The 24,642-nt window shown below is 62.5% G+C and carries 30 protein-coding genes and 1 pseudogene; 21 read left to right on the forward strand and 10 right to left on the reverse strand.

Translation table 11 applies throughout. From position 1 onward, the window contains the following. Positions 1–1,485 precede the first annotated feature (1,485 nt). From G432_RS21050 to G432_RS23510, 4 genes are all read right to left on the reverse strand, one after another. Positions 1,486–2,616: a replication initiator protein A gene (locus G432_RS21050; protein WP_015460579.1), complete on the reverse strand. Its 1,131-nt coding sequence runs from the start codon at positions 2,614–2,616 to the stop codon at positions 1,486–1,488. An 80-nt stretch (positions 2,617–2,696) separates the two neighbouring features. Beyond that, positions 2,697–3,767 carry a ParB/RepB/Spo0J family partition protein gene (locus G432_RS21055; RefSeq protein ID WP_015460580.1) on the reverse strand — a complete coding sequence of 357 codons (1,071 nt, stop codon included), beginning with the start codon at positions 3,765–3,767 and terminating at the stop codon, positions 2,697–2,699. Continuing rightward, positions 3,764–4,960, reverse strand: coding sequence for an AAA family ATPase (locus tag G432_RS21060; RefSeq protein ID WP_015460581.1), 1,197 nt, complete (start codon positions 4,958–4,960; stop codon positions 3,764–3,766). Before G432_RS21060 ends, G432_RS21055 begins: the two co-directional genes overlap by 4 nt. Positions 4,961–5,167: 207 nt before the next feature. Beyond that, positions 5,168–5,350 carry a hypothetical protein gene (locus tag G432_RS23510; protein WP_020819384.1) on the reverse strand — a complete coding sequence of 61 codons (183 nt, stop codon included), beginning with the start codon at positions 5,348–5,350 and terminating at the stop codon, positions 5,168–5,170. Positions 5,351–5,521: 171 nt separating this feature from the next. On the opposite strand from G432_RS23510, the gene G432_RS21065 reads away from it, so the two are divergent. The 7 genes from G432_RS21065 (at position 5,522) to G432_RS21095 (ending at position 10,188) form a co-directional block, all read left to right on the forward strand. Then, positions 5,522–6,241: a DUF7146 domain-containing protein gene (locus G432_RS21065; protein WP_015460582.1), complete on the forward strand. Its 720-nt coding sequence runs from the start codon at positions 5,522–5,524 to the stop codon at positions 6,239–6,241. Positions 6,242–6,318: 77 nt separating this feature from the next. Then, entirely contained in the window at positions 6,319–7,836 is a 1,518-nt protein-coding gene (istA, locus tag G432_RS21070; protein WP_015449228.1) for an IS21 family transposase, read from the forward strand. Further along, complete coding sequence (gene istB, locus G432_RS21075; protein WP_015449229.1) at positions 7,823–8,551, forward strand: IS21-like element helper ATPase IstB; 729 nt, start codon at positions 7,823–7,825, stop codon at positions 8,549–8,551. Before istA (G432_RS21070) ends, istB begins: the two co-directional genes overlap by 14 nt. A gap of 212 nt (positions 8,552–8,763) precedes the next feature. Further along, positions 8,764–9,015, forward strand: coding sequence for a hypothetical protein (locus G432_RS21080; protein ID WP_015460583.1), 252 nt, complete (start codon positions 8,764–8,766; stop codon positions 9,013–9,015). Beyond that, on the forward strand, positions 9,012–9,485 hold the full coding sequence (locus G432_RS21085) for a DUF6878 family protein (protein ID WP_015460584.1): 474 nt from the start codon (positions 9,012–9,014) through the stop codon (positions 9,483–9,485). The genes G432_RS21080 and G432_RS21085 overlap by 4 nt, the downstream gene beginning before the upstream one ends. A gap of 3 nt (positions 9,486–9,488) precedes the next feature. Continuing rightward, positions 9,489–9,878 carry a DUF6915 family protein gene (locus G432_RS21090; RefSeq protein ID WP_015460585.1) on the forward strand — a complete coding sequence of 130 codons (390 nt, stop codon included), beginning with the start codon at positions 9,489–9,491 and terminating at the stop codon, positions 9,876–9,878. 4 nt (positions 9,879–9,882) lie between these two features. Next, complete coding sequence (locus tag G432_RS21095) at positions 9,883–10,188, forward strand: DUF7673 family protein (protein WP_015460586.1); 306 nt, start codon at positions 9,883–9,885, stop codon at positions 10,186–10,188. A 139-nt stretch (positions 10,189–10,327) separates the two neighbouring features. Here G432_RS21095 and G432_RS21100 read toward each other — a convergent pair whose 3' ends face one another. Next, positions 10,328–11,200, reverse strand: a complete 873-nt coding sequence (locus G432_RS21100) for a nucleotidyl transferase AbiEii/AbiGii toxin family protein (protein ID WP_015460587.1) — start codon at positions 11,198–11,200, stop codon at positions 10,328–10,330. Further along, a complete protein-coding gene (locus G432_RS21105; RefSeq protein ID WP_015460588.1) occupies positions 11,193–11,864 on the reverse strand; it encodes a type IV toxin-antitoxin system AbiEi family antitoxin domain-containing protein in 672 nt (223 codons plus the stop codon). The genes G432_RS21100 and G432_RS21105 overlap by 8 nt, the downstream gene beginning before the upstream one ends. 312 nt (positions 11,865–12,176) lie before the next feature. Between G432_RS21105 and G432_RS21110 the strand changes: the two genes are divergently transcribed. The 10 genes from G432_RS21110 to G432_RS21160 all read left to right on the forward strand — a co-directional run bounded on the left by G432_RS21110 (position 12,177) and on the right by G432_RS21160 (position 19,214). Continuing rightward, positions 12,177–12,872 (forward strand): hypothetical protein, encoded by a 696-nt coding sequence (locus G432_RS21110; protein ID WP_015460589.1) that lies wholly within the window; start codon positions 12,177–12,179, stop codon positions 12,870–12,872. Positions 12,873–12,883: 11 nt separating this feature from the next. Beyond that, complete coding sequence (locus tag G432_RS21115) at positions 12,884–13,168, forward strand: hypothetical protein (RefSeq protein ID WP_015460590.1); 285 nt, start codon at positions 12,884–12,886, stop codon at positions 13,166–13,168. A gap of 390 nt (positions 13,169–13,558) precedes the next feature. After that, complete coding sequence (locus tag G432_RS21120; protein ID WP_015460591.1) at positions 13,559–14,098, forward strand: DUF736 domain-containing protein; 540 nt, start codon at positions 13,559–13,561, stop codon at positions 14,096–14,098. 168 nt (positions 14,099–14,266) lie between these two features. Beyond that, positions 14,267–14,581 (forward strand): type II toxin-antitoxin system prevent-host-death family antitoxin, encoded by a 315-nt coding sequence (locus G432_RS21125; RefSeq protein WP_031297199.1) that lies wholly within the window; start codon positions 14,267–14,269, stop codon positions 14,579–14,581. 88 nt (positions 14,582–14,669) lie between these two features. Continuing rightward, positions 14,670–14,930: a hypothetical protein gene (locus G432_RS21130; RefSeq protein ID WP_015460593.1), complete on the forward strand. Its 261-nt coding sequence runs from the start codon at positions 14,670–14,672 to the stop codon at positions 14,928–14,930. Between the two features lie 523 nt (positions 14,931–15,453). Further along, positions 15,454–15,783 carry a single-stranded DNA-binding protein gene (locus G432_RS21140; RefSeq protein ID WP_007015553.1) on the forward strand — a complete coding sequence of 110 codons (330 nt, stop codon included), beginning with the start codon at positions 15,454–15,456 and terminating at the stop codon, positions 15,781–15,783. 53 nt (positions 15,784–15,836) lie between these two features. Then, positions 15,837–16,076, forward strand: a complete 240-nt coding sequence (locus G432_RS21145) for a hypothetical protein (RefSeq protein ID WP_015460594.1) — start codon at positions 15,837–15,839, stop codon at positions 16,074–16,076. A gap of 32 nt (positions 16,077–16,108) precedes the next feature. After that, the gene (locus G432_RS21150) at positions 16,109–16,711 is read left to right on the forward strand and encodes a hypothetical protein (protein ID WP_015460595.1); all 603 of its coding nucleotides are present in this window, start codon (positions 16,109–16,111) and stop codon (positions 16,709–16,711) included. Positions 16,712–17,381: 670 nt separating this feature from the next. Continuing rightward, positions 17,382–18,461 carry a DUF2493 domain-containing protein gene (locus tag G432_RS21155; protein ID WP_015460596.1) on the forward strand — a complete coding sequence of 360 codons (1,080 nt, stop codon included), beginning with the start codon at positions 17,382–17,384 and terminating at the stop codon, positions 18,459–18,461. 186 nt (positions 18,462–18,647) lie between these two features. Then, the gene (locus G432_RS21160) at positions 18,648–19,214 is read left to right on the forward strand and encodes a hypothetical protein (RefSeq protein ID WP_015460597.1); all 567 of its coding nucleotides are present in this window, start codon (positions 18,648–18,650) and stop codon (positions 19,212–19,214) included. Positions 19,215–19,216: 2 nt separating this feature from the next. On the opposite strand, the gene G432_RS21165 is transcribed toward G432_RS21160, so the two are convergent. Beyond that, on the reverse strand, positions 19,217–19,480 hold the full coding sequence (locus tag G432_RS21165) for a hypothetical protein (protein WP_015460598.1): 264 nt from the start codon (positions 19,478–19,480) through the stop codon (positions 19,217–19,219). A gap of 598 nt (positions 19,481–20,078) precedes the next feature. Here G432_RS21165 and G432_RS21170 point away from each other — a divergent pair. Beyond that, positions 20,079–20,570 carry a hypothetical protein gene (locus tag G432_RS21170; protein WP_236626951.1) on the forward strand — a complete coding sequence of 164 codons (492 nt, stop codon included), beginning with the start codon at positions 20,079–20,081 and terminating at the stop codon, positions 20,568–20,570. Between the two features lie 368 nt (positions 20,571–20,938). Beyond that, positions 20,939–21,163, forward strand: coding sequence for a hypothetical protein (locus tag G432_RS21175; RefSeq protein WP_015460600.1), 225 nt, complete (start codon positions 20,939–20,941; stop codon positions 21,161–21,163). Positions 21,164–21,280: 117 nt separating this feature from the next. On the opposite strand, the gene G432_RS21180 is transcribed toward G432_RS21175, so the two are convergent. After that, positions 21,281–21,475: a hypothetical protein gene (locus G432_RS21180; RefSeq protein WP_015460601.1), complete on the reverse strand. Its 195-nt coding sequence runs from the start codon at positions 21,473–21,475 to the stop codon at positions 21,281–21,283. Positions 21,476–21,575: 100 nt separating this feature from the next. On the opposite strand from G432_RS21180, the pseudogene istA (G432_RS21185) reads away from it, so the two are divergent. After that, positions 21,576–22,178: pseudogene (gene istA / locus G432_RS21185) on the forward strand (IS21 family transposase); the annotation flags it as partial. Here istA (G432_RS21185) and G432_RS21190 read toward each other — a convergent pair. Together G432_RS21190 and G432_RS21195 are read right to left on the reverse strand one after the other, a co-directional pair. Continuing rightward, positions 22,169–23,032 carry an aminoglycoside phosphotransferase gene (locus G432_RS21190; protein ID WP_015460603.1) on the reverse strand — a complete coding sequence of 288 codons (864 nt, stop codon included), beginning with the start codon at positions 23,030–23,032 and terminating at the stop codon, positions 22,169–22,171. The pseudogene istA (G432_RS21185) and the gene G432_RS21190 sit on opposite strands and share 10 nt — an antisense overlap. Positions 23,033–23,038: 6 nt before the next feature. Beyond that, positions 23,039–23,533 carry an Hsp20/alpha crystallin family protein gene (locus G432_RS21195; protein ID WP_015460604.1) on the reverse strand — a complete coding sequence of 165 codons (495 nt, stop codon included), beginning with the start codon at positions 23,531–23,533 and terminating at the stop codon, positions 23,039–23,041. A 406-nt stretch (positions 23,534–23,939) separates the two neighbouring features. Between G432_RS21195 and G432_RS24470 the strand changes: the two genes are divergently transcribed. Beyond that, the gene (locus G432_RS24470; RefSeq protein ID WP_443024297.1) at positions 23,940–24,641 is read left to right on the forward strand and encodes a sensor histidine kinase; all 702 of its coding nucleotides are present in this window, start codon (positions 23,940–23,942) and stop codon (positions 24,639–24,641) included. The last annotated feature ends 1 nt before the right edge of the window (position 24,642 follow it).

Here is a 24,642-nt window from a genome sequence, read left to right on the forward strand (position 1 = left end):
AGGCAGACCCGGTGATGAGGTAGGTCAGGCGACAGGATGAGGTGAACCGGGATCTCGTCCGCCATCGTCCGCGGGAATCAAGGCAGGGTAGCCAAGATGATGGGACCAGCTTCGAGTGCGCATCGTCGAGTGTTGTCGCGCTGATTGATCGGGAGGCGGGCGATGCACGGTTCGGCAGCGGATGTTGAACGCCATCCTCTGGATGCTCTATGCTCGTGCGAGATCGGGCACTGGGCCTTGTCATTGTGTTCGGTGCTTGCCGATGGCGTCCCCTCCCCCTTCAATCTTTTCAAAGAAAGGGAGAAGCGCCGCAGGCGCCGTTAATTCCTTTAGAAATAAAGATAGAAAGTTAGGCTGTGGATGCGCCGGACGCGACTCATGGATTCATCACGAGTCGGGGAATTCAGCGCGTTCCCGTAATACCGTCTGACCGTTCCTGAAATACCCTGTGCGGTGTTCCCATTGGACCGTGATTCGGTTCCCAATGTACCGTGCGCCGTTCCTGAAATACCGTGTGGGCGGGTCATTGGAGATCGGGGCGGAAAGGGCGGTAAAACGCGTTTTACTCGATGCTACATCCCTGATTTCCCGGAGTTTTGAGCTTCCTGACGACACAGGCGGACACAGTTGATAGCCACTCTTGTAGCCGCGATCATGACACTCGGGCACTTGCTGGCCGGGAAATCGGCAAGGCCTCCCGACTCTCCCACGGTATATTAGGAACGAAGGGCCGATCGAGACAGGCGGCCAGCCTCTGGAGCGGAGTTTCGCTCTGGTTTGAACTTCAATGACTGGCTGCCGGGCGCTTGAAACGGCGGTCGCCGGGCCATCATCTCCGGGCCTGGCGAGGCGTGAATACACGTCGATGGCGCGGTACTTTGGGAACGGCCGCCTATTGGGCTCGGCCGTTTGATCTCGTCTGCCATGGCGGACCGAGGCGGCGGAGTTTTCCTCCGCACGGTATTTCAGGAACGCCTGATCGATTGCCGCGGAGCCGATCTCGATGAACGATCGCAGCGTTCCCCCCTTCCCTTCCCTCTCGTTCCAGGAAGCGCCGGCACGAGATTGACCCGCCATCTGCTTTATCCGGCTTATATCCTGGTTGCTTGGAAACGACGTGCGATGATCGAAAGGGTGTCCGCGTTCCTGATGTACCCGGCGCCGGTCAACTGGTGGGATGATCGATGCCCGAGCCTGGCCCGGAAGGACGTAACGGCTTGGCCAAGGTGGCTGTGACTTCGGCCCGCACAGCGTAATAGGCGAAAATAATGGCGGCAACGCCCGGCCGCTCAGCCCCGCGTCATGGCTGAGATCTCATATTCTATGGGATAGCGTCCCGGTAGGACGGGGTGCTCGGTGGGGAGGGGCCGCGCAACTGCCGGCCCTTGTCCGTCGGTACTTCAGGAACGCAAGAACTATGCGCAACTCGGGTAGCGGAAGGTTGTTCCTGAAAGGCCGCGCTGTTCGAAGCGGCGCTGTAGCGCGCTACAGCGCCGCGCGTTGCTTCGAACAGAATGTTGCGAAGATCTGCGTGATGTTCCTGGCGTCGTATGCGATTTCGCGCTGCCTCAGGAATGACCGAAAGTCGTCGGCGACCATGCCGTGGTCACGCTGCGGTTCGGGCAGGTTGGCCCGTGCGATGGCGCCAAAGGCGCTATGGGCGATATGTCCATATTCCGGGAAGGCGATCGGCGGTTCGTCGATCGCCTTGTCTTGTGCGGAAGGAGTAGCCCGGCCAGGCGTGGGTGCAGTCTGGACCAGGGCAGGGGAGGGGGCTCCGGGTTCGCTCGTGAGGTTGCGCCTGACCATGCGCAGGAACGGTTCGGCCTCTGCGCGCAATTCCAGTTCGAGCGCGTAACCCGGCAGCGCGTTTTCCCGGACGATCTTGGTCATCTCGAATTTGAAGCGACGATAGTCACCTTCCGCGCCCGATTTTTCGAACAGCGTCGGCATGGAGATCGCGAAGCCGTCCGTTCCGGCGCCGCCGGCGTGCTTGCGCGCAACCCGGTACAGCCAGCGTTCTCTCCCCCCGGTGAGCGAGAAATAGGCGGGATCGATCGCGAGGACGCCGCCTTCCATCAGCACGCCGTCGTAAAACCACTTGGCGAGGGTGATGCGCATACCTCGCACGTTGCCCGTGCGGTCCTTGAGCTGACTGTAGCTGTCGATCCAGGAGAAAGTGGTTTCGACAGCGTCGCCCGAGCGGATATTGGTCTTCACCGTGGTTGACTGCAGACGGTCAAGCGCATTGCCCAGCAAGTCATAGGCTCGGCCGCCGACCTCGCGTTTGAGTGTCCTGAGCATGTCGTAGGGCACGACGTTCAAGGTTTGCGGAATGTCGTTCGCACCGCGGCGCTTATGTTCGATGAGCACCGAGGCGCAGTAGATCAGGATGTCGAGATCGTAGATCGTGGCGAGGCCATATTCCGAGTTGGCCGAAACATGGACGGTAACTTTTCGGTCCGGACTGACATAGTCGATCGGCTTCAGGCGCTTGCGCTTGGACAGGGAAAAGAATGGGCGTTCCATCATTTCGCGCTGGTCGCGAAGCGGCAGTGCCGTCAGTTGCGGCAGAAAGAGGTCTACTTGACCGTCTTCGCGGTAGTCCTGTGGCATCTCATGTCCTGCAACACGCGTAAAACGCGTTTTACTCCATCATAACGATTTGAAAATAAAAGATTTATTGTGGATTCTCATTATCGCGCAAATCTCGCGCTCTCGATGACCGGACGCAGTGCGTCCAGAATCTCATCGACCGATGCGCGGCCTTTTGGATTGATGTTGATCGTGATGCCCTTCGCCTTGGTATCGGCGAGAACTTGTCCGATCTCCTTGCCCGAAGCTGCCGTCAGAGCCGGCTTCGCCTTTGGCGAAGGCGCAGGCCTGGAAGGTGTCACGGCCGCGGCCAGGCGTTCGCAGACTTTGCTGCCCTCGATCTTTTCCGCGCCGGCGGCCAGCAGCTCTTTCTGCTCGGCGGCGATTATGGCCGCCTCACCGAGAATGGCGTCGCGATAGCGCTCATCCTTGATGAGCGGCGACAGGCGCATGCCGTGACGGACCTTCAGGTCGCCTGGTTCCGCAAATGCGCTCACCACCTCGTCGGGGAGTTCGGCGAGTTGCAGCAGATTGTGAAGATTCTGCTTGGGGATCGCCAGGCGCTCGGCCATCTGCGCCCTGACGCCATTATAATAGGCTTCCACCGCGTGCCGATAATTTCGGGCCCGCTCGAGATCGGTGACGTCCTCGCGCTCCCGGTTTTCCAGGTCCGCGAGACGGAAGGCGCCTTCGTCATCGAGCGTTTCGATCCGGGCTACGAGTTCGATCTCGCTATGGTTGTTCGCATGGAGCCAGGAGATCGAAAAATGACGACGTGTGCCGACGATCAGCTCATAGGGCTGTTCGGCATTGGGGGTTCGCCTGACGACCACCGGTTCGCGATTGGTTCCTTCCTCCCTGATCGATTCAATCAGGGAGGCGCAGCGGTCATAGCTAAGCGCCGCATAGTCGCGCGCATTGCCTGGCCAGATCGAGCATTCCGACGGCTTCAGGCGAATGGTGAGGCGCTTGACGGTGCGCGCGATCTCATCGAACGCAACCCCGCGCCGTTCGAGGAAGGACGGTGTCGCCGGTTCTTCGGCGGGCTTTTCTCGATCCGCGTGATCCCCGGCGACGGGACCATCGGCCGCGCGTGTCGGGGGCGGTGTCGTGCCGATGCTTTCGATGGCGTTCGCCAAGAGACTCCGCCGTCTGCCCCCCGCGCTGCTCATGCGGCCTCCGTCAACCGATCGGTGCCAAGCTGCGCCATCCGCGATGGCCACTGCTTGCAGATGTCTTTCTCTACCTCGCGGAAGACCATGTTGAGATTGTCGCGGCAGCGAACATAGGTCTGATGCGAGCCGTAGGGTTTGTTGATCTCGTAAATCGAAGACATCGAAAGTCCCGCATTCTTGATCTCTTCCGAGAGCAGAATCGGTGTCGAGAGCATTTGTCCGGCGTAGGTCTTCTCCATGACCTGGAGCATCTGCGCCTCGTTCGTGCGACTGGGCTGGAACATCGTGCAGACGACCCGAATGAAGCCATAGTCGATCGACGTGTCGAACTTGGAGACGAGATCCATCGCCTCGCGGCAGGTCTGCATGAAATGAATGGTCGACAGATAGTCGAGCTGCCGGGCAGGGACGGGGATCAACAGGCCATCGGCCGCAGTCAGCGTGTTCACGCCGAGAAACCCCATGGCCGGGGGAGGGTCGAGAATGACGACGTCATAGTCGTGACGAACTTCCTCCAGTCCGATCCGCAGCATGCGGAACGCGCCCGCGATCGCTGTCGGTCCTTCCTCGATCGTCGCGGTCAGTTCCCATTCGGTGTCCTGCAGGCCGAGGTTCGCCGGGCAGATGTCGATATTGGGCCAGGCTGTCTTCTGGATCGTCTTGCGCAGCGAATCCGCTTCGTCGATGCGCGGCGACAGGAAATTCGACAGCGTATGGGTCTCGTCGACCAAGGCCTCGAGATTGACGTCGAACATCACGCTCATCGAAGCCTGGGGATCGCAGTCCACGACAAGAACCCGGTAACCCCGCAGGGCAAGATAATCGGCAAGGTGCTTGCCCGTGGTCGATTTGCTGACACCGCCCTTGAAATTCTGCACGGCCACGACGACCGCTCGCTCGGACGGCAATTTGCCCATCTTGATACCGAGCGCTTCGCGAATCGCGATCAAATCCTCGACCGTGTAATATCTGCGCCCGTTGGCGGACGTCTTCGGCGCAGGAAGGCGTCCACGCGCTTCCGCCTTGGACAGGGCTTCGGGCGTCCTCCCCAGAAACTCCGCGGCGACCGAGGCCCCCATTGAAATATTGAGGGTTTTCCTGTCGGATGGATCTATCGCCGCTTGCCGCAGAACGGTTTTTGCATTCTCGCACGAGGTGATCATCGCATCGAGAATCTGACCCGACAGCATGGGCGTTGTCCCCCTTCTCAACCCAAATTGGCCTTGGTTCGTGAAAAAGGTCGAAAAAAGACCCCTTATCCCGGACAGCTATGCCAAAAGGATGGTGGTTAGTCAAATTGGTAGCAGCTGGCGCCATCATGCAAGGACAACGCTGCTCTCAGATGGAGAGTCCGGGATCATTCCGGGCGAACGGACAAGCTCCGGTTTCCATGCGAATCAAGTGATCGCCAGAATTGGCGGCAAGCATAGATCGGTCTTGTCGCCGCTTCGAGAATGGAACTCAAATTCCTTCCCGGCGGCATCCGAGTTGGCGGTGGTCCACGAATCGGACAGGGCCAGAACTGCCGCTGACGATGTTCTCCTGGCGCTCGAATAGGCGGCGACAAGGCCCACCGCCATCGAGGCATTCATTCCGCTCGCAGGAAATCCCATCCGCAAACCGGCCGTGCACCCCGGTGGCTATTCGCGCTTCCTCGATCCGCGCACGCAGCCCGGAGCACAGATGGACCGCGATCTGATGGCCGGGAGAAAGAGGGAGAGGGGCAGGGGCATGCAAGCAGGAGGAATGCCATGCCGCTTACAGCCCGACGACCATCCCAGGAACTCATCGATCTCGTAGGTGCTCTCGGTGGCACCTGGCATGGCCGCACCGCCATGTGCCTGTGCCCGGCGCATGCTGATAGCACACCAAGCCTCTCGATCCGTCAGGGCGATCGCGGTATTCTTGTCACTTGCTTTGCCGGTTGTGATCGCGAAGATGTCCTGCGCGAATTGCGCCGGATACCGATCCGGCAACACTACTCCTACCGGGACATGCCCGCGCGCGCTTCGGGCAATGCCGCACGGCTCTGGGAGGAGGGGCTTCCGATCCCGGGCACTCTCGCTGAGCGTTACCTGACGCTGCGGCATCTCGAGCCGCCTACCGATGATCTCCGATTTCATCCACGCTGTCCTTATCGTCCCAAGCCCTGGACCACGTTCCATCCCGCCTTGCTCGTGGCCGTGCGCGAAGGGCGGCGACTGACTGCCATCCAGCGCATCTTCCTCGACCGGGAAACCGGCAAGTACCGCATGAAGCTCATGCTGGGGCGGCCAGGGCAGGGGGCATGGCAAGGGGGAGGGCGGGCGGCTTCTTGCCTGGCGCTTGCCGAGGGCTTCGAAACCGCGCGGGCCTTCACCCTCATTCAAGGAGCTCCCTGCTGGGCGAGCTTGGGTGCACGGCGTCTCGATCAGATCCTGCTGCCGCAAGGTGTGGAGCGGCGTGCAAAATTGACCCCCTTAGCGGGGTGATCGGCGTCTAAAATTGACCCCCATCATTCCAGAGTGTGAGGCGTCGCGGCTTGGGCTTCCAGGCGGCGAGGACGGGGATGTTGATTGTGGAGACTATTGCCAAGATACGCAGGGAGCACAGGGACGGTAAGCCGATCAAAGAGATTGCGCGTGATTTACGGTTGTCGCGCAACACGGTGCGCAAGGCGATCCGTGCTCCGGAGGCGGATTTCAGCTACGAGAGGAAGGAGCAGCATCGTCCGCAGACCGGTCCATTTCGCGAACGGTTAGATGAGTTGCTGGCGGAGAACGAAGAGCGCCCCCGGCGCGAGCGACTGCGGCTGACGCGGATTCATGATCTGCTGGAACGTGAGGGGTTCACCGGCTCCTACGATGCGGTGCGGCGCTATGCGGCCCGCTGGAAGCAGGAGCGCCACGCCGGTGGCAGCGGGGATATGAGCAAGGTGTTCATCCCGCTCATGTTCCGGCCTGGCGAGGCCTACCAGTTTGATTGGAGCCACGAGGACGTGGAGATCGCCGGCAAGCCGATGCGGGTTAAGGTGGCGCATATGCGGCTATGCTGGTCGCGGGCGCCCTTTGTGCGGGCTTATCCGCGTGAGACCCAGGAGATGGTGTTTGACGCCCATGCCAGGGGCTTTGCTTTTCTCGGCGGGGTGCCGACGCGCGGCATCTACGACAACATGAAGACCGCGGTGACGACGGTGTTCACTGGCAAGGAGCGGGTGTTCAACCGGCGCTTCCTGATCATGACGGATCATTATGGCGTTGAGCCGGTGGCCTGTAGCCCGGCGGCAGGCTGGGAGAAGGGACAGGTCGAGAACCAGGTCCAGACCGGCAGGGAACGGCTGTTCAAGCCACGTCTGCGGTTTGCCAGCATGGAAGAGTTGAACGCATGGCTGGAGGCCGAGTGTCGCCGATGGGCCGAGCGCTATGCCCATCCGGATATGGAAGATATGACCATCGCCCAGGCACTGGAGATGGAACGACCCTCCCTACAGCCGCTCACCACGCCTTTTGACGGCTTCTTCGAGAGCGAACATGTGGCGAGCTCGACCTGCCTCGTCAGCTTCGATCGCAACCGTTACTCGGTCATGGCCGTTGCTGCCCGGCATGCGGTGCAACTGCGCGCCTATGCCGACCGGGTCGTCATCCGTTGTGCCGGCAAGGTGGTCGCCGAGCATGCCCGCCTGTTCGGCCGCAATCAGACGAAGTTCGATCCCTGGCACTATCTGCCGGTCCTGATCCGCAAGCCAGGCGCATTGCGCAACGGCGCTCCCTTCCAGGACTGGGATCTTCCGCCGGCCCTGGCCCAGCTGCGCCGCAAGCTGGGCAAAAGCGATGACGCAGACCGACGCTTTGTACGGGTACTGGCAGCGGTGCCCGAGGATGGCCTGGAGGCAGTCGAAGCTGCCGTGCGCGAAGCCATGGCGGCGGGCACGGCCAATGACGAGGTCATTCTCAACATCCTGTCGCGCCGACGCGAACCACAGCCTGTGCAGGCGATCAATGTTGTCGTCGATCTCAGGCTCAAGCATCCGCCCATTGCCGATTGCGCGCGCTACGATACGGTGCGAGGCCTCAATGCAGCGGCATGAGATGTTGGCAGCCCTCAAGGGGCTGGGCCTGAAGGGCATGATCGCCGCGTTCGACGATGCCGTCACCAATGGCATCCGCCGTGACCGGACCGCCATGGAGATGCTTGGCGATCTGCTACGCGCCGAAACGGCCCACCGTGAAGCCGCCTCGATCCGGTATCGCATGACTGCGGCCAGGCTGCCGGCCATCAAGGATCTCGACGGCTTTGTCTTCGCCGACACACCGATCAACGAGAGCCTGGTGCGTTCGCTCCATGCCGGCTCGTTCCTGCCGGAACGGCGCAATATCGTGCTGGTTGGTGGCACCGGCACCGGCAAGACGCATCTCGCGCTCGCCATCACCGCTGCGGTGGTCCGCGCCGGGGCCAGGGGCCGGTTCTTCAATACCGTCGATCTGGTCAATCGTCTGGAGGAAGAAACCCGGCAGGCCAAGGCCGGCAGCCTGGCCGCCCAGATGGCCCGCCTGGACGTCGTGGTTCTGGACGAGCTCGGGTATCTGCCGTTCGCCCGGTCAGGAGGCCAGATGCTGTTCCATCTGATCAGCAAACTCTACGAAAAGACCTCGGTGATCATCACCACCAATCTCGCCTTCGGCGAATGGCCTAGCGTCTTCCAGGATGCCAAAATGACGACGGCGCTGCTGGACCGTGTCACGCATCATTGCGACATCATCGAAACCGGCAACGACAGCTGGCGGTTCAAAAACCGAAGCTAAGAGACGGGAAAAACCCCTTCCCCCGGACCCCCATCCCCGGCGGTTACCCCGGTGGGTCCACAGGTACCTCCCGCGGACGCCGCCGCCAGCGCTCCTGACGGCGCGCGTCGGCGTCCGCGGGTCCCTCCTATGGACTACCGGGATAACCGCCGGAACTCACGAAAAAGGGGGTCAATGTTGGGCGCCGATAGGGGGTCAACTTTGCGCGCCGGTTGACAGACGGTCTCGCCAGCTGGGTCGAAGCCGGTTTCGCGCCGCCGGTCCGCTACGACGACGGCCGTGCCCCCGCGGTCGACCGGGACCGTATCGACGACATCGTCATGGGTGCGTTGCTCGCGACGCGGCCCGACCCGTTGGGACGGTTCCCCATTCCCGACTTCGAGATCCTTCATCGCAATCTCGCCGCCGCCTACCCTCGCTGCGCCGAGGCCGCGAACCGCTCGCTTGAGGAGACACCAGTATGATACCGACGCAACTTACCTCCGACCAGGCCGCCATTCAGGCTCGTATCGAGGCCGAGATCGCAGAGCATGCCGCCGCCGTCCGGCGTGTCGAAGCGCGCTGCAAGAGCGCGTTCCTGCCTATCCTGCGGGAGCATGGTATCACACGCGTCGACATCAGCTATGATGGTGGCGGTGATGAAGGCATGATGGGCGATGTCACCGCCTATGGCGGCCAGTCTGTCCGGGAATTGCCTTCGGTGCTGTGCGACCATTACGCCGTCGACTATGGTGGAAACGTTCGCAGTTCCGCATTGCAACTGGAGGACGCCCTGTCGTCTTTTGCTGAAAATGCCGTCTGCGACCATCATGGTGGCTGGGAAAATGGCGAGGGCGCCTACGGAGAGATCGTCATCGATGTCGCCTCGGGAGGCGTGACCATCACGCATAATGCCCGGTTCATCGACTACGACACCACCGAGACGGAGCTGTGATCCATGTCTCACTGCTATTTTCATGCGCTCAGCTCGGCGCGCCGCTGGGGCGGCGTGCCGGGCGACTATATCGCCCTTCATCAATGGTTCGATGAATCCAAGAAGATCATCGCTGATCCGCGCCACCGGGCGCTCAGGCACCATGCCGAGGGGATTTTCCTGCTCGAGACGATTTTTGGCGTGACCGTTCGCAACAGCGACGGACGTCAGGTGCCGGTGCGTCTGATCGGGGAGGCGCACGTCACCGAAGATCTGGGGCGCATTCCGTCTTTCGCCGACTGGGCACGGCTCATCCAGCCGATGCCCTGGATGTTGCGCGGCAATCCCGCCGGCTCGCCGGGGCTGGATCCTGCTATTTCCGGTTCACCCGCACCCAACGCTGCTGTAGCCTGATCTCATGGATCAGGGACCCTTCAGCAAGGCCGCCGCAGACAACGCCCTCGATCGTCTCATCGCAATTGCCCGATCCGACACCGGCCAATCACGCCGGGTCGCAAACTTCCTTCTGGCCTGGTGGAACGGCGAGGATTGCGGGCACTTTCCTATCGCCGATCTGTTCGGCGTCGACGCGACGATCGCGACCCACATCACGACGATCGTCGGTTTCCTCGGTCAACATGAAGGCGCGATCTATCCGGATGCCTTCGGCTGCAAGGCCGAGATGATCGAACTGGTCGGCCGCTGGCGGGATTTCGGCGACTAGAAGTTTTCCAACGTGCAGAGCAACCCGCTCGTTATCGATCTCCTACTGTTGCTCGGGCAGGAGATGACCCGAGTTGCCATCGCGCACGGTTCCATAGGTCTTGAGTCAGGCGTCGAGCGCTTGCCCTGGCGACGGGCAATCATGCATTCGCATTCTGTCCGGGGGGCGGAACCAGCCGGTCCAGCTTCGCCATGAAGAAGCGCTCGCTCCACAGGTCGATCGATTTGAGTTCAGCCGGACGCAGGAAGCGGCGCACATCTTCGGCCGCCGCTTTCCAGTCGAGACCGGCGATCGTGCTGCCCAGCGCGTCCTTCAGCCAGGGCATATTGACGGCAATGCTCTCGTCACCAGCCCACGGTCCGGCTTGAATCAGCGCCGCGCGCAGGAGCGGCAGATTGGGGGCAGTTCCCTTTGCGACATACCAGGAGAAATCGTACCAGTCCCTGCCTTTGAGGAAGCCCCGGCAGAGCAGCGCATGGATCTTGAGCGCGAAGTTGGACGGCAGATCCTGATGTCGCACTTCATAGTCGGCCGGAAAATCGAGATAGGTGGCATCTTCGCCGGAGCCGGCGGGGGGATTGACATCGATTTCCAACTTGATGCGGATCGTCCGGGGCTTGCCTGTCCCGGCAAAGATAAGGTCGAGCTGGCTGGCGATCGAATCATTCTTGAGGAGCGCCTGGCGGATCGCGCTGTCCATTTTCGCCTTGGGCCGCGCGTCGAGCTTCAGGCCGAACTGGCCGAACACGTCGACCAGAACCGTGAGATAAGGCGACCAATCGAAATCCGGATCGGGCGCGCGGAGGAGGAAATCGAGGTCTTCTGAAAAACGCGGCAGGCCATGAAGGATACGCAGCGAGGTGCCTCCCTGAAACAGGGCGACATCGAAGAAATCGCCGCGCCACAGGGCGTAAAGCGCGATCTCCTGGAGGATTTCCTTGACGGCATTTTCCTCTTCGAGGGCGTTGGCCGCATCGTAGCTGCGCAGCTTTTCCTGGATGATGTCAATCATGATTGGAAGCCTTTCGGGCCATGACGGCGTATTCGAGCGCGGCGAGAAAGGCGTTCACGGCCTTGTGCTTGTAGGTGGATCTGAGCTTGGCGAAATCCTTTCGTCGAAGCGAGACGAGCCTGTCCGGGTCGATCCGCATGCCATGGGTCAGCCATTCGACCCCGCTCCATTGTTCCTTGCGCAGGGCAACCAAGTCCATCAGCGCCCGCAAAGGCTGGGCGACGAAGGCGGTGAGTTTGCCCATCTGGACCCGATCAACGCCGATCAGGAACCGATAATCGGCAATGGCGAGAGGGTGGAAGCTGAACGCCCCGAAGTCCGGCGTGTCGAAGTGCAGCGTTTTGCGTCCCGGTGTCACGCTGGCGGTGGTGAAAACCGCTTCGGGAATCCAGCCATGCCAGGTCAGCGCGCTTTCGAGCGAGATATAGCTGCCTGGTACGAGACTCTGGGCAATGGCGAAGGGATGTACGGTTTGGCTGCGATAGTCTCGCCCCAGAAGATATGTGCCGCGCTTCACCCGAAGCAGGGAGCCATCCTTGAGGGCACGGTTTACGAGGCCGTAGCGCCGCGCATCCCCGCCGCCCAGCAACCGCCCAAGCTGGCGTTCGCTCAGGATATGGTCGGCCAGCCCTGCTGCCGTGATCTGCTGTGCCAAGGATGACATGAATTTCCTCATACTTCCAAATTGTGAAAGTTTCCAGAAATTATCGGATGAGCGGCCAGAATGAGCAAAACCTTCCCCGGCGCGCCGCAGGCCTTGTCTCCCGACGTGCTGGTGTCGGCGATACGCTTGGACTCGCTGACGGTGCCCACGCCTTCTGTAAGCCACTGACCGAGACCGAGGCTCTCCTCCGCGCGCCTCGCCGCATCTGCGCTTCGCGCACGCAAAGAGGAGCAGGGAAGGGGGAAGGGGCAGGACATGTCTCCGAGGCCGGAGACCTGACTGTCCCGAACCTATTTTTCGCGAGGAGCGAACATGGCCAACCATTTCGTCAAAGCGAGCTTTGTGCTCACCGTTACCGAGGCCGAGGCCGAAGTCCTGCGCCAGATCGAAGATGCTACAGGAATTCTCGATGATTCTGGTTTCGAGCAGGATGAACTTGCCGCAGCTTATGCCGCGCTCGGCGAATCCTTCACGTCGTGCTTCCCGTCGATCGAGGCCGATCCCTTCGGTGGATTTCGCGCGATCTTCAGCGATCTCGATTATCCACGCCTCAGCTTCTCGCTGCAGGTCGATCCGTCCGATGGGTCAGGCCGTTGCAAGGTCTGGTTCTACGGCGACCAGGTCGATGTCGAAACCGCCGCGCTGCTGATCCAGGCGACCGCGAAATCGGCTCTGCCGTTTGGCTTCGAATATGCGCTCGATTGCGATCGCCTGCGCCCCGGTGAGTTCGGCGGCGGCTATGTCGTCATCCGCGAAGACGGGCTCGAGTTCGCAGGTTCGTCCCGGCTCCTCGATCGCGCTATCGCGCGCGGTCACCACGAAGGTGTCGACGGATACGTCCTTGTCACGCGCGACGCAGAGGCCGGCCTGCTCTTCTGGAACAGCCATTCGGGCTTCGGCTCGCTTGCTGGCGCCACGGTGTTTTCCGAGGCCGAGGCCGCGAACTTCGATCCGCCCATTGCCGACGACCAGCCCGAATGGCTGGCGCTCCCGGCCCCACTCAACTGAAGGAGCCGCACATGCGCTACATCATCGCCCTTTATGAGATTGACCGCGCCTATGGTGGAGCAGAAGAGGGTGGCTGGTGGTACGACACCGGCGAGTTGGCCCGCCTTCTCGCGCTGGCGCCGACCGAAGCGCGGGCCATCCAGTTGGCTGACCGCGCCAACCGCCTGCTCGAACGGCTACAGCGTCATCGTCGCCGCGTCGATTCCGTCCTTTATGATGGCGGCCGTTATACTGCCATCGTCTTCGAATGGACGGCGCCCCCGGCCTTTCCCGAGGTCCGGCCGCACTACGCCTGAACGCGACTGTCCGCCGTTGACGGGCCACCATCCCAGATTGCGGTCCTGCGGAATAGCTGCGCACGGAAGAAGCCCAGTCGAATTCCGGCATCCTGGAGCCAACTCGCCAAAGCCAGCGGCCTGACGCGCGAGCGTTTCGCGATGGCCGATCATCTCCTGCGTCTGATCTGCTGCCCGACGATTGGCGTCGGGGGTGGGGTTGATCAGGCCGGGACCAGGCGGGGGCTGTTCGGATCGATCCATGGATCGACCGGATCGTCCCGAGGCCGCGGACGCGGGCCTCGGCTATGGCGCTTGCGCGCTGGCTCGGCCGAACGGCCGAGGAGAGGAGGGGGAGGAAGGACGGTGTCCCGGACACAGTGTTCGAGACCATCATCCAGGAGACTTTCCATGAACATTGGTTCGATCAAGCAGAATGAAGGCGGTATTTTCGTCGGCAAGATCGAGACGCTGACGATTGCGATGACGATTGCGCTGCGCGAGGTGCACTCGGCCAATCCGAAGGCGCCGAAGTTCGAGGTGCTGGCGCTGTCGGCATCGCGGGCGTGGGTGCAGGTTGGGGCGCTGTTCGAGCTGTTCTCGAACGGCACGGGCGAGGCGTTCCTCAACGGGAAGATCGAGGATCCGAGCCTGGCGGCGCCGCTTTACATTTCCGCGTTCCGCCAGGAGGACGGCAGCTACAACGTGGTCTGGTCGCGTCCGACGCGGCGGCGCGACCTCGCCTCGGAGATGGCGCGCAAGGCCGATGACGCGCTGCCGCCGCTGCCCGGCGAAGGCGAGACCGCCGGCGCGCCGGCCCAGGGCGCCGAGGCCGGCCTCGGCCAGTCGTCGGCAGAGCACGCCTTTGGTGGCGAACAGCCCGAAGGCGGCCGGCGTCAGCGTCGTCAGCGTACGGCCGAACAGGTGGAGGAACCCGAAACCGTCAGCTGAAATCCCCCCGTCGTGCCCGGTCCCGCGCCTCCAGGCCGGGCACGATTCCCGCAGGGTCCGCTTCGTTTCACGCGAAGCGGACCCTGTTCTTGTTTGGCGGCGGTATTTCTCGAACTTACTAAAATTGCCATATTTGGTATATGCCGATTATTCCGCCTGGACCGTGCCATGAATGCGGAAACCTTGCGGTCGACAACGAAGAAGAAAGTTCCGCGGACGGCCTTCCACAATCATACCGGTCAATATCCGGATATCAGCCAGCGAGAACCAATCACCGTCACAAAACATGGGCGTCCAGACATCACTATTGTCGAGGCCGCCTATTTCGAACGGCTCGCCGCTGGACAGATTCTTGCGGTGTTCGATCTTAACGCCGCCGATGCCGATCAAATGCCCGACGCGCATCGGGATCTTTTCGAGGCCGCGAAGCCCTCCGCCGAAGAAATAGGACAGGACGTTTGGAACGATGACGCCGCTCCTTAAGGTCGGCGACATCCTCCACTGTGTCTATCTCTTCACCCGTGACCAGTAGGCCGGTCGGGACGAGGGCATCAAGACACGTCCAGTCATTGTGATCGCTGTGCAGAGTCAGCGCGCTTTCACGGCCGCGATCGCCACGAAGAGCGACAAGGCGGGCCAGGAGCTGGCCATTCCCGACGCCGTTGGCGATCGCGCCGGGCTCGCGCACGGCACGTCAGTGGTCATCGACCAGTATAATCATTTCACCTGGCTCGGCTTCGATATCCGCCCCGTTACAGCCGAACCTTCCCGGTTCCCATCCGGCGGCCGTGACAGTCCCCACCGCAGCACCGGTGATCACCTGCCGCCGTGACGGCTGCGATCAGCGGCGCCCTTCCTGCCGAAGCGCGGGATCCGGCGCGCTCGCCCGGGACGGACCCGCCGGCCAATCTCATCGTCTCTGGAATGTGGCCCGGCCTCCGGCTGCAGGCGGCCCGCGGGATCATCGAGGCGGTCGGCGCACACCGCGCCCACTGGCGGCCGCCTTGACCGGAGCCCGCGACCGGGCAAAGCAGGAGGCCCATCGCCCGGCCATCGGCCGCGCTGGTTGAGGGCAAGCGGCCGGGATCGAGCCTTCCACAGTCGGTGCGTCCCCGTCTCCTGTCCGCCATCCGGCCACCCGCTTGTCGGGATGAACGCTACGCCCGTGCGGGACCGTCGCAACCCCCGATTTTGCGGCCGTGTTGAGGCCTGGCGGCCTCTGCCCGCACCACCCGAAAAATCGCAGGTTCCCCGTCGCTGGCGCTCCGGTGCGGCGCTCCCTCGTTCACGGGCTTTCGCGACTGTTCATCCCAGCGGGGTCGGCCCGCTGACGGACACGCGAAAGGTACACGACCATGAACAAGGTTTTTCTCTCAGGCCGCATCACCTCTGACATCAGCCGTTTCGGCACCGACAGCAAGGGCGGCGTCAGCTTCAGCCTCGTCACCTCCAAGCCGGTGATCAAGGACGGCCAGGTCCAGAAGGACGACAACGGCTACACCGAGACCTACGACGAGTTCCACACGGTGAAGGCCTTCAACGGCCTCGGCAAGTCGGTCGCCAACCACAAGAAGAAAGGCGACAAGCTGATGGTCGTCGGCGAGATCCGCTACAGCCGCAACGAGCGCGATGGGCGCACCTACTACAACACCGACATCGTCGCCGAGGAAATCGAGTTCCTCTGATCCCTGACGGGCGGCCGTCAGCGGCCGCCCTCCTCATTTCCACGGAGAGCACAATGTTCCATCTCGCCACCTTCGATGAGATCGCCGCACGCCTCGCCCAGGCGATTGCCGAAGCCGCCGACGCGGCCCACGTCCGCGCGTTCGAACAAGCCCAGTTCGGCGAAGCGAGTGCCGATGCGATCGTCGACAGCGAATATTACGACGACCTCGCCGCGGCCTGGTCGCTGGTCGCCGGCGAGCACCAGCTGATCAGCCCCGATGCCATCTTCGCGCATGACGGGTCAGTTCACTGACCCGTCCTTCCGCTCAAGCAAGGATTCCGCTCATGGCCACACAGCCCGCCCCCAGACCCGCCGTACAGCATTGCTACGGCGTCCTTCTCCATCACCGCCTCGCCTGGTGGCTCGTCGAGTTTCCCAAACTCGACGCGGCGCCGGTTCGCGCGCGCAAGCTCTCGGGCCGGCTCACGCCGGCCCTCGCCGACTGGCTTCGCTCGGAGACCGGCGATGCCGGTCTTCCCGCCGAGGTCACGGCCCTGCACCCGGACAGCCGTTGCTGGTCGGGCGAATTCTCCTGTGTGCGCGCCGCCGGGAGCGTCGATCTGTATGACATCGACGCGCATCCCTGGGGCAGCGATGCCGGCGAACTCGAGCTTCGGTTGGCGCGCACGATGATCGATGCGACGATCCGGCCGCTTCCGTCCGGCTTCACCTCGGTCTTCTTCGATCTTCCTTCGGAGAATCAGCCGGTGCTTGCCATTCGCCTCAGCGGCTATAGCTGCGCCACCTTTGAGCTGATGACCGCTCGATACATGCCGACCTATCGGCCGCGCTCGCCGTGGCGCGACATTTCGAACGACGCCGTCTCCGACAGTGGCAGCGACATCCTTGGGTGGCGTGAGGCCGCGGACTGGATCGGCCCCGTCTGATCGCTGCCGACGTCGAATGTCCGGGACGGGTGCCAGCCATGTCCCGGGCGCCGGCGTGACCACCCCTCGCACGGCGGAAGCCGCGATGCCGAAGTTCCTGCCGGCATGAGCGCATTGGCTCGCAGGATATTGCCCATATGCCTGATCTCGGGGCGCTGCGCTCCCGATTGCGGCATGGCGCAACATGGGGATGGGGCGGTTGCATGGATGGTTGGCGCATCCCGTCCTTCGCCAGGGCAGAAGGACGGGACCGGGGCTCTATTCGCTAAGCCGCCGCCCGCGCATGCGCGCGGTCCCCGGCTAACCTCACGGAGCCGAGGCCTGAGCCTCGTCTCCGCCCGTCCGGGTTACGATCCCGCTTGCGGTTGTTCTCGCCGGTGAGGTTTTACACCCCTATTCCTCTCTTGTGTCTGCCTAGTGTGGCATGCGGGGTTGGCGGTCCGTCGAGCATGAGCGGTCCCCCCCAATTTTGACGGCGCCGCCGCGCCGCTGACGCGTCCCGGCAACCCCGACAAAATCGGTTCCCCCACTCCCCGCTGGCGCGGCGTTAACCGGGGTCCGGCCTGTGGCCGGCTTCCCGGTTAACGTGCCTGACCTCCCTGACCACCGCATGCCCTGAGTCAGGTCTCATCCGAGGGGATGAGACAGCAAAAACGCCATGGAGGCTCACATGACCAAGTCTTTCACGAACTTCGCCGACCTCGCCAGCTTCATCGCCGGCGAAACCGGCCATCACGGCCAGAGTTCGATCTACGAGGGTGCTTTCATCGAGCACGACGAACGCGCCAAGCTGTCGCCCGTCGACGAGACCGAGCAACGCGAGATGCCCGATCCCGAGCAAGCCCGCGCAGCGGTGGAAATGGTGATGGCGACGCTGTTCGACGTGTTTCGCGACACGCGGCTCGAGCCTTTCGCGAGCGACCTCGCCTGGGGCTTCGTCAACAGCTTCCATGTCGTCGCCAAGCGTCTCAGCGACCGCGAGGACGACGCGGCCAAGGAGCTCGGAGATCTCGCCCGCAGCTTCGATCCGAGCGAGATCTACGCCTCGCAGCTCGAGGAGGCGCAGCTGCTGTGCCAGACACTGCAGGGGTGCCGCGATGCGATGGAATGCATGCGCGACCATGCCGCCGAAGTCTATCGCGTCGAGACTGGCCGTCCCTACTCGCCGACCCGCGGCAGCCGGGTGTCGAGCGGGGTCACCGCCTCGATGATCGATGCCCGCAACTATCTCGCCGAGCGCGCCCGCGAGCGCCGCGAACAGTTCGCGCCCGAAGGTCCCGTCGTCGCCTTCTCCGGCGGTCAGGTCTGGGACGATCACGAGATGCTCTGGCGCGGTCTCGACTCCATCAAGGCCCGCGTGCCGGAAATGATCCTCGCGACCACCGCGCAGACCAAAGGCTGCGACGCGATCGCCCAGGCCTGGGCGGCAGCGCGCGGCGTGAAGGTCATCCTGTTCCGGCTGGATCGCCGCCTCGGCGCCAAGGCCGCCTTCGTCCGCAACGATCGCCTGCTGGCACTCAAGCCGGTCGAAGCAGTCATCTGCGAAGGGTCGGGCATCCAGATGAACCTCGCGCAGAAGCTGCGGCAGGCCGGCGTCCCGCTTCACGTCGTGAAGCTCGATCAGAGTTCGAAGACGCGGCAAGTCCAGTCCAAGGCGAATGCTTCCAAGTCCCGCGACGAATACGATTCCTGGACGCAGGACGATTACTACGCCGCGATGGTGAATGGCGGTGGCCAGCGTCGTCGGTGACGCGCCTTGGAGAGGCCCCGGCGGACGCCGGGGCCTCTCTTCCCTTCTCTTGGCTCCACGCGCCGCACGGGGGCATCGAACCCCCGCGCGGCGCCGACAAGCACATGCCCGTCCATGCCACCGAACCCTGGGGCTCCAAAGGGAAGGGGGATGAAAGAGAGGTGGTTTGCCCAAGGAGACAAAGTCATGTCCATCCTCTTTCGCATCGCCGTTCCTGCCGACGATACCCTCGCACCGCTTGCCGTCATCACTGCCCGCCAACTCGCCGCGCTGCGCCGCATCCTTCGCGCCGAAGGCGACCGAATCGGCACCGCGCTCATCGAACCCGACGACATCATCGGCGACAGTTTCGAGGTCCGGGTCTGCCCGCTCGCGCTGGCCACGGTGACGGCCATCTTCGACCATGATCCGGCGGTGATCAGCGTGGTCGAGGAAGCGCAGTTTCGTGCCCGCCGGGTCTGCGTTCACCACTGCGCCAACTCGGCCGAAATAACCATGAGGGTCGCGCTTACATCCGATAGCGGGCTTGAACTCGATCTTGCCTATGGCAACGCCTATGCGCTTCTCGAAGCCTTGGGCGTGGACGCCGAGAGCGTAGGAGAGATCGCCCTTTCGCAGCTCAGGGAGCGCATTGCCGACCCGGCTACGTCACGGCGCGCGATGCGCTTTGGCGTCGAACAGTATCTGCCCCGGCTGAAGCGTCTGGCGGATAGCGCCGATGGAACGGACGACGCCCGCCTCGCCTGGGCCTGATTTCAATGAATTTCCCGCGACAGATCATTGCGAGGGCCGCCCAGCAATCGGTCGATCGCCATCTGCAAATGCGGGGTGCAATTGGTGTCCCGGATCGAATCGAGCACGCCCAGAGCCTCGCGCATCAAGACCAGCGCATAAGCGCGCTGCATCCTCGCATCGCCACCATCGCCTTGCCCAATTTCGCCGCGCAGCATTCGGATCGATAGCATGACCTGCTCCACGAAATGTCGATCCGATGCCTCCAAATCTTCCGGCTTGATCATCCGACTTCCCCTTGCCTCCGCCGCGGCGGAAACGAGAGAGCCATTCCCGCCCAACGCTCCCGCGCGAAGGCGCGGGAGCCGGGGCTTAAGAACACGTCGAGACATGCGCCTACGCTTTTAGAGCCGAGGCTCCTGGACATATGCGCAGGCACCCCGGCGTGAAATCACACCGAGTGCCGTTCTCGACAGGGTTCTTAAGCCCCGGCGCTGCCGTTTTCGCAGCACACCGAAGCGCCTAGCACAGCGCCGAGGACCAACCAAGCGGCACCCTGTTCGCAGGCGTAGCGCCGGTGGATTTACTGCGACGTTACCCGTTCGACTTGCCGGGCAAGAGGCAAGCATGCGCACTCTCACATCTCGGCATCAGACGGGGCTTCATCGCCAAAGCATGACGCTGGGTGTTCCTCGGCCGTCAAGGATCAGCGGCCCCCCCAATTTTGCCGCCGCTCCGCTCCGCTACCCGGCAACAAAATCGGTTCCCCCGCTGCCCGCTACGCGGCGACCATGCCGTCCCTGACCGCCTCAACACCGCGTCCCGCTGAGCCCATCCTCATCGATGAGAGATGGGGAGCACGGCATCATCCTGATGGAGGCTCTTATGGACAATCTTTCCGACAATCTCCGGGCGCTGTTCAACGCTCCGATCTGCCCGTACTGCGCGACGCTCTACGATCCTGAGCAATATGACGAGGTCGATGAATGCGCCCGCTGTTCGAACTGCTGCAGGGCATACCTGGTCGCGGCCGAACACCGCCCACCACAGCCGGACATTCCGCAAGATGACCCGCTGTCCGCAGCCACCCAATCAGATAGTCTGGCGCAGTTTCGGGAGGAGGCGGATCGAGTCTCGAAAGCGATGATGCGCCAGACCGCCGGCGGCAGCTATGAGATGTATGAGCGCTGGTTCACGGAAGCGCTGGAGCCGACCGTCGACAAGCTCGATCCGGCGCTCCGGACACAGGCAATCGTGATCGCCACCGAGCTTGGCTATATCGACGATCCCGAGGTCATGGCGGCCGGCTTCGGTCCAGGCCTATGCTCGATCAGCGGTATCGATGAGCACTATTGCCATTGCGGCCGGCATCCCTGACGGCATTGGGGACCGGGCCTCGCGCTCGGTCCCTTTTCTTTCTGCCGCAGGCTTCGCGTCCCGGCTCGCTCGCGTGCCGCGCGGACCCGTCGGTCCGCACGCAGCTACGCCTTGCCGGGGTCTCCCGACGAGAGGAAACATCTCTCACAGACTTCCCATTATGTCGGACGCCCGAGCCCGCCTCAAGGACGGCGGGGCCCCACCATTTTCTTCGGCGGATCGAGCGCGGCGCTTGTCCTTCGGCGTCGGCGGCCGCCGAAGAAAATCGTGACCCCCACCGCCGCTCACGCGGTCGCTTCGCGATCCTTGACCCGGCCTCGGCCGCCCGACGCGCCGCTCCTGTCATTCAAGACCGACAGGAGCCTATCATGCAGATCATCTCGACCAGCGCCGCCGCCGACAACGCCGCCTTCTTCGCCGCCATCGCGAATGCCGAACGCCGCGCGCTTCACAGCTACTTCGACCAGCATGTCGTGGCGGACGAGGAGGCCGGCTACATCACCATTGACGAGGGCGATTACGGCGCGCTGCCGATGATGATCATAGACCGGATCGTCCACAGCGTGCCGGGCGGACGGCTTGACGAATTCTGAGACAGACGGGGAGGGGCGGCAACGCCTCTCCCCTTTTTTGCTGTGGGGTCAGAACGGACATGGAGGGCATCGAGCCCTCCATGTCCGTGCCGCGAGCAGGCTCGCGGCGGGGGCTGTTCACGCGGTCAGGCGCTTTTCCACTTCGTCTATCCCGAGGCTCCGAATTCGGCCGAGCAGGTTCCCCAACCGTTTTGTCTCGAGCTTGAGAAGACCGGTCTTCTCGATGGCCTGAATGGCCGCCTCGCGTTCCTTCTCTTCCAGTCTTTGCCGCCGCTCTTCGAGCTTGCGGACATCCTGTGGAGCGGCGTGCAAAATTGACCCCCTTAGCGGGGTGATCGGCGTCTAAAATTGACCCCCATCATTCCAGAGTGTGAGGCGTCGCGGCTTGGGCTTCCAGGCGGCGAGGACGGGGATGTTGATTGTGGAGACTATTGCCAAGATACGCAGGGAGCACAGGGACGGTAAGCCGATCAAAGAGATTGCGCGTGATTTACGGTTGTCGCGCAACACGGTGCGCAAGGCGATCCGTGCTCCGGAGGCGGATTTCAGCTACGAGAGGAAGGAGCAGCATCGTCCGCAGACCGGTCCATTTCGCGAACGGTTAGATGAGTTGCTGGCGGAGAACGAAGAGCGCCCCCGGCGCGAGCGACTGCGGCTGACGCGGATTCATGATCTGCTGGAACGTGAGGGGTTCACCGGCTCCTACGATGCGGTGCGGCGCTATGCGGCCCGCTGGAAGCAGGAGCGCCACGCCGGTGGCAGCGGGGATATGAGCAAGGTGTTCATCCCGCTCATGTTCCGGCCTGGCGAGGCCTACCAGTTTGATTGGAGCCACGAGGACGTGGAGATCGCCGGCAAGCCGATGCGGGTTAAGGTGGCGCATATGCGGCTATGCTGGTCGCGGGCGCCCTTTGTGCGGGCTTATCCGCGTGAGACCCAGGAGATGGTGTTTGACGCCCATGCCAGGGGCTTTGCTTTTCTCGGCGGGGTGCCGACGCGCGGCATCTACGACAACAGAGAAATGTCCAGATAGCGGTTCAGCAGCAGATTCGCCTGCGTTTGAAGCCCGCGCGCCCAAAGATCCATCAACAGGAAGCCGAGATCGTAGAGCACATCGGTCGTTGCAAGCGTCGGATCGAACTCGAGGCAATCGAACAAGACAGGCTCATCGTCGATCACCGCAATATTCGCGAGATGCAGGTCACCATGCCCGTGCCTGACGCGGCCCTGGCGGGTGCGCGCATCCAGCAATTCGGCATGGCAAAGCGCCTGTTCCATTTGCCGTTCAATCAAACCGCTTGCGGCAGCGGCCGGCAATATCTCGCCAAATCGCGCCATGCTCGTCCGATTTCCCGAAATCACCGCCGCGATACGTTTCGCGCCCGATTGCGAGCGGTGCACCTCCGCATCACCGTGAAATGCTTCGATCTGATCAGCGAGGCTCGTGACCAGCCGATCATCCAACCCGCCGCGAGCGGCGACGTCCTCGAGCAAGGCACCATCCGCAAAGCGCCGCATTTCGAGGAGCCAGTCGACGGCTTCTCCCTGTCCCTCCATGTTGAGCTTGCCAGTGCCATCCCGACAGATCGGGCGGACCGCAAGATAGAGCGACGGCGCCGTCCTGCGGTTGAGTGACAGTTCCGCCTCAAGCGCGGCGCGGCGCTTGTCCACGCTCGAAAAGTCGAGATAGTCGTAATGGACGGCTTGCTTGAGCTTCCAGGCGCGATCGCCGGCCAGAAATATGTGCGCGGCGTGCGTATCTATCCGGCGCGCGGTTTCTCCAGGCTTTAGCGCACCCGGCGACTCCAGGAAGGTGACGACATCGGCTTGCTTTCCAGTCATGCCGATCAGCGGGGCCGATGCCGTCATCCCGGGCTAGTCCTTGCCGATTTCGATCTTGCGACTGCGTGCAGGCACGTTCTCGTCCTTTGCCAGGGTCACGGTCAGGACGCCATCCTTGAACCCGGCAGTGATCTCGTTCTGATCAACATCGCTCGGCAGGGATATCTGGCGGTGAAACGAGCCGTAACGGCGCTCGCTGTACAGATAGCCTTTGTCCTTGCGCTCGGTTTCTTCCTTCTTTTCGCCCGAGATATCGAGTACGCCTTCGGTGATATTAACTGCGATATCTTCCTCGCTGAGGCCAGGCAGTTCGACGGTCAGGCGATAGGCTTTGCCATCATCCACCATCTCGACGGCCGGCACGGGCGCTGTCGGTGATCGATTGCCAAAGCTGAATATGCTCGATGCGGGTCGGCCGAAATCTTCGAACAAGCGGTCGATCTCACCACGCAGCCAGTCCATTGGACGATCCCCAGACCGGCTGACAGGAGTTCCTTTTGACGCGGAAACCGGGACCTGATCAGTCATTGCACACCTCCTTCGAACGGGAACCCGAAGGCCAGCAATCGGCAGAAACAAGTTCGCCGCAGAAACGACACGAACCGTTGTTCCATCAATCGGCTCTCGAGTGTGACGAAGATAATATCCTCAGCCTACGCGCCTCTATTCGGGAATCTACGGAGGCCGCTCATGGTGTGCCACATATCCGCCCCTGCTCATGCAACCCGCTACGTAACTTTCCCAATTCACGTGAACCTGCCCGCAGTGACAGAATTATATGGATAAAGGAGCGTATGCTCGATGGCGCGCGCAGATTGTGGGGCGGGAGAATATCTGCGGCTTCGGCGCTTCATTCGGGATCGCCGAGTCGGCGCGCTGCGGAGTCACTTTGACGACCGTTCTGCCTTCCAGGGAAATCAATCCGATGGTTCGCATGTTCGACCTCAACCAGCATCTCCGGACGCTGCAATTGCGTCTTGACGCTCGAAGCAGCGATGGGGCGCAGATCGAAATTAAAGTCTCAGCGGAGAAGGCTCTGGTCAGGTTTGATGCGTCGGTCCTTGATGCTGCACTCGTCGAGCTTGTCGACAATGCGCGCACTGCTCTTGCAATCGGGGGGCGCATCATTGTGCGAGCCAAGCGCGTGGGGCGTCGGTTATGGGTCACCGTTGCAGACACGGGAAAAGGGATGAGCCCGCCGGAACGCACAGCCGTTCTGGATGGCGCGCATGACACTGGCCTCGGTCAGGTTCGCCATTTCGCACGATCCTGTCACGCCAGATTTCGACTTCGTAGCGCAGTCGGCCGGGGCACGGTTGCCGTGCTCATGATACCGCTTGTCCTCAATGTTGGCCTTACTCGTCAGGCGGGATCGCTAGCGCCCGCAGGGAGGCAAGCACGGCTACATGAACGCCGCGGAAGACTGCAGCGTGGACAGCCAAGAAGGAACAAGGCCCATATGAATGCTCAGCCCGTCGAACCCAAGCCTGACATTATTCGGCCATTGGCCCCGCCAGAGACTCCCGCACCTCCAGAGCCCCGGGAAACGCCTATGCCCAATCCCCCTGAAATCATCCCAAGCCAGCCTGATTTCGTACCGGGTGTGCCACCGGAGGAATACCCCGCCAGTGTCTAAT

This window comes from Sphingomonas sp. MM-1 (genome assembly GCF_000347675.2).
Lineage (GTDB): Bacteria > Pseudomonadota > Alphaproteobacteria > Sphingomonadales > Sphingomonadaceae > Sphingomonas_E > Sphingomonas_E fennica.

Coding starts and splice junctions, on each gene's coding strand:
- G432_RS23510 (WP_020819384.1), bottom strand. CDS start 5,350: ATGGCGGTGGGCCTTGTCGCCGCCTATTCGAGCGCCAGGAGAACATCG.
- G432_RS21125 (WP_031297199.1), top strand. CDS start 14,267: ATGAATGCGGAAACCTTGCGGTCGACAACGAAGAAGAAAGTTCCGCGG.
- G432_RS21055 (WP_015460580.1), bottom strand. CDS start 3,767: ATGAGCAGCGCGGGGGGCAGACGGCGGAGTCTCTTGGCGAACGCCATC.
- G432_RS21155 (WP_015460596.1), top strand. CDS start 17,382: ATGACCAAGTCTTTCACGAACTTCGCCGACCTCGCCAGCTTCATCGCC.
- G432_RS21095 (WP_015460586.1), top strand. CDS start 9,883: ATGGATCAGGGACCCTTCAGCAAGGCCGCCGCAGACAACGCCCTCGAT.
- G432_RS21195 (WP_015460604.1), bottom strand. CDS start 23,533: ATGACTGATCAGGTCCCGGTTTCCGCGTCAAAAGGAACTCCTGTCAGC.
- G432_RS21140 (WP_007015553.1), top strand. CDS start 15,454: ATGAACAAGGTTTTTCTCTCAGGCCGCATCACCTCTGACATCAGCCGT.
- G432_RS21065 (WP_015460582.1), top strand. CDS start 5,522: ATGCCGCTTACAGCCCGACGACCATCCCAGGAACTCATCGATCTCGTA.
- G432_RS21170 (WP_236626951.1), top strand. CDS start 20,079: ATGGACAATCTTTCCGACAATCTCCGGGCGCTGTTCAACGCTCCGATC.
- G432_RS21160 (WP_015460597.1), top strand. CDS start 18,648: ATGTCCATCCTCTTTCGCATCGCCGTTCCTGCCGACGATACCCTCGCA.
- G432_RS21060 (WP_015460581.1), bottom strand. CDS start 4,960: ATGCTGTCGGGTCAGATTCTCGATGCGATGATCACCTCGTGCGAGAAT.
- G432_RS24470 (WP_443024297.1), top strand. CDS start 23,940: ATGTTCGACCTCAACCAGCATCTCCGGACGCTGCAATTGCGTCTTGAC.
- G432_RS21175 (WP_015460600.1), top strand. CDS start 20,939: ATGCAGATCATCTCGACCAGCGCCGCCGCCGACAACGCCGCCTTCTTC.
- G432_RS21145 (WP_015460594.1), top strand. CDS start 15,837: ATGTTCCATCTCGCCACCTTCGATGAGATCGCCGCACGCCTCGCCCAG.
- G432_RS21150 (WP_015460595.1), top strand. CDS start 16,109: ATGGCCACACAGCCCGCCCCCAGACCCGCCGTACAGCATTGCTACGGC.
- G432_RS21165 (WP_015460598.1), bottom strand. CDS start 19,480: ATGATCAAGCCGGAAGATTTGGAGGCATCGGATCGACATTTCGTGGAG.
- G432_RS21050 (WP_015460579.1), bottom strand. CDS start 2,616: ATGCCACAGGACTACCGCGAAGACGGTCAAGTAGACCTCTTTCTGCCG.
- G432_RS21100 (WP_015460587.1), bottom strand. CDS start 11,200: ATGATTGACATCATCCAGGAAAAGCTGCGCAGCTACGATGCGGCCAAC.
- G432_RS21085 (WP_015460584.1), top strand. CDS start 9,012: ATGATACCGACGCAACTTACCTCCGACCAGGCCGCCATTCAGGCTCGT.
- G432_RS21190 (WP_015460603.1), bottom strand. CDS start 23,032: ATGACGGCATCGGCCCCGCTGATCGGCATGACTGGAAAGCAAGCCGAT.
- G432_RS21090 (WP_015460585.1), top strand. CDS start 9,489: ATGTCTCACTGCTATTTTCATGCGCTCAGCTCGGCGCGCCGCTGGGGC.
- istA (WP_015449228.1), top strand. CDS start 6,319: ATGTTGATTGTGGAGACTATTGCCAAGATACGCAGGGAGCACAGGGAC.
- G432_RS21105 (WP_015460588.1), bottom strand. CDS start 11,864: ATGTCATCCTTGGCACAGCAGATCACGGCAGCAGGGCTGGCCGACCAT.
- G432_RS21110 (WP_015460589.1), top strand. CDS start 12,177: ATGGCCAACCATTTCGTCAAAGCGAGCTTTGTGCTCACCGTTACCGAG.
- G432_RS21120 (WP_015460591.1), top strand. CDS start 13,559: ATGAACATTGGTTCGATCAAGCAGAATGAAGGCGGTATTTTCGTCGGC.
- istB (WP_015449229.1), top strand. CDS start 7,823: ATGCAGCGGCATGAGATGTTGGCAGCCCTCAAGGGGCTGGGCCTGAAG.
- G432_RS21115 (WP_015460590.1), top strand. CDS start 12,884: ATGCGCTACATCATCGCCCTTTATGAGATTGACCGCGCCTATGGTGGA.